Source organism: Serratia sp. N21D137 (genome assembly GCF_047530005.1).
Classification (GTDB): Bacteria; Pseudomonadota; Gammaproteobacteria; order Enterobacterales; family Enterobacteriaceae; genus Chania; species Chania fonticola_B.
Map to the genome: position 1 here is coordinate 1 of NZ_JBLJAJ010000095.1, position 2,085 is coordinate 2,085.

The 2,085-nt window shown below is 43.4% G+C and carries 2 protein-coding genes and 2 pseudogenes; 3 read left to right on the forward strand and 1 reads right to left on the reverse strand.

Annotated features, from left to right (window positions below):
- A partial coding sequence (locus ACMV5H_RS25395) for an Ig-like domain-containing protein (protein WP_414822787.1) occupies positions 1-1,069 on the forward strand: 1,069 nt, incomplete at its 5' end.
- Positions 1,070-1,229: 160 nt separating this feature from the next.
- Positions 1,230-1,306: pseudogene (locus tag ACMV5H_RS25400) on the forward strand (IS6 family transposase); the annotation flags it as partial.
- Positions 1,307-1,348: 42 nt separating this feature from the next.
- Here ACMV5H_RS25400 and ACMV5H_RS25405 read toward each other — a convergent pair.
- Positions 1,349-1,750, reverse strand: a pseudogene (locus tag ACMV5H_RS25405) (DDE-type integrase/transposase/recombinase); the annotation flags it as partial.
- 92 nt (positions 1,751-1,842) lie between these two features.
- Here ACMV5H_RS25405 and ACMV5H_RS25410 point away from each other — a divergent pair.
- The coding region (locus tag ACMV5H_RS25410) for a transposase (protein ID WP_414822788.1) at positions 1,843-2,085 on the forward strand (243 nt) is incomplete at its 3' end.

Genomic DNA, 2,085 nt, shown 5'->3' on the forward strand with positions numbered 1-2,085 from the left:
GTGGTACCATAATAACACAAATACGCCTATATCAGGTGCGACCAATATGACCTATGAAGTGCAGGCTTCTGATATAGGGAAAAAGCTGATATTTGGCGTGACTCCAAAGGCCAAGACTGGGGTTAATTTGGTAGGAACACAAGCATCATCAATTGTTGCTGCAGCTGTTGCTTCAAGTGTTATTACAACAGTCAATCCAGTATCAATTACAGCGAATAATAGTGAAACTGCAAATTTGAGCTTGAATCTAAAAGACATTTACGGTGCCGGTATTACAGGGAAGACTGTCACCTTTGCATCTTCATTGGCTGGTACAAGCGTGAGTGCAACTACAGGGGTAAACGGTACTTATACAGCAACAATTAAAGGTACTACACAGGGAGTGGCTGTTATTACTCCAAAGGTTCTAGAGGATGCTGCGCTGGTAATAGAAGCCCCAAGTTTGACCCTTGCAACACCGATTACTCTTACTATTTTGGTTGATGGTAAAAACTTTGATGTTACTAGCAATTTCCCAACAACAGGTTTTATAGGTGCTAACTTCCAGTTGCAGTTTAATGGTAATAATCCTAATATTGGTGATTACACATGGACTTCGTCACAACCATGGGTAACAGTAGGTGGCACAGGAAAAGTGAGTTTTGATGGAATTCCCACTTCATCAACCAAATCAGTCACTATTACTGCCACACCAGTTTTGGGTGGAAAAGATCGTGTAACTTACACTTTTACAGTGAATAATTGGTTTACTCCTACTGAATCAACACGTAGTTTTGATGAATCAATGAATAAATGTTTTTCTCAAGGAAGTATATTGCCGACTAGAAATATTTTAACAGATGGTATGGATGTCCGAGGTGTGGGGAGTTTATATGGTGAATGGGGAAATCTAGGTAGCTATAAAAACTCACGTTTCCCTTGGTCTGGTGCGGCGCTTTCAGAATATCGCTCTATAACGTTGTACGAAAGTGATAGCAATCAGACCTATGGAGTATTTTTGTATGATGGTTACTATCATCATTATAGTAAGAATTTACTACAAAATAACGTATGCGTAAATAATTTGTGATTTGGAATGGCCTTGTTGTGGTGAACAGTCTTTGTTATTCAAATGAGGCTTTTTCGGAAGCCTCAAAACGGTTCTATCGTATTAAGGAGTTGTCAGGTAGCATACTGGTTTTTTGTGATGTTACCTGACTATGCAACTAACCTGAAAATACTTCAAACACCTGCATTATCCCGTCGATATCATCGTTCAGTGTGTCCGCTGGTACCTGGTTACTTGCTGAGTCTGCGTGACCTGGAGGGCTAGTGACATGAAGTTGGTCAAAGTTGCGTTGTCGGTTATTTAGGCAGCCAGCAAATAGAATTGTTCCGCGGGTGACAATCCCTCACTTTGCAGGTGTTGATATTGCCCTTTTCGTATCATGTTGCTCAGTTCGATGCCGGTCAGGATCGTCTGTGCCCATCGAAACGATTTGAATCCCAGTATCGGCCATATCTGACGTTTGATATTCCGGTGATCTTGCTCAATCAGGTTGTTCAGGTACTTACTCTGCCTGACGGTAATCACTTCCTCATCGGGTTTATCGGCGTAGAGCGTGGCTAAAGCTGCAGTGTTAGCACCACTTTTATCGATAGTAACAACCTCGGGTTCGCCCTGATGGCGAATAGCCTCGCTAAAGAAGCACAATGTGGCTGCAGATTTCCGTTTGGCGGTCAGAAAAATGTTGATTGTCTGGCCTGCAGTATGACGCGGCCCCAAGAAACACCAGACAGTAGATGTATCTTAAAATAAGAGATAGGCTTAAACATATGTCTAATACTGGTTCTAATTCTGAGATGACAGGAATACTGTTGGGGCAGGAGCTCCGTAAGCGTAAGACTCCACAGGAAAAGATCGCCATTATACAGCAGTCTATGGAGCCGGGCATGACCCTGTCTCATGTAGCGCGTCTGCATGGCATTCAGCCCAGCCTGTTGTTCAAGTGGAAGAAACAATATCAGGAAGGCAGCCTTACCGCTGTTGCTGCCGGAGAGGAGGTGGTTCCGGCATCTGAGCTGGTTGCCGCGTTGAAGCAGGTC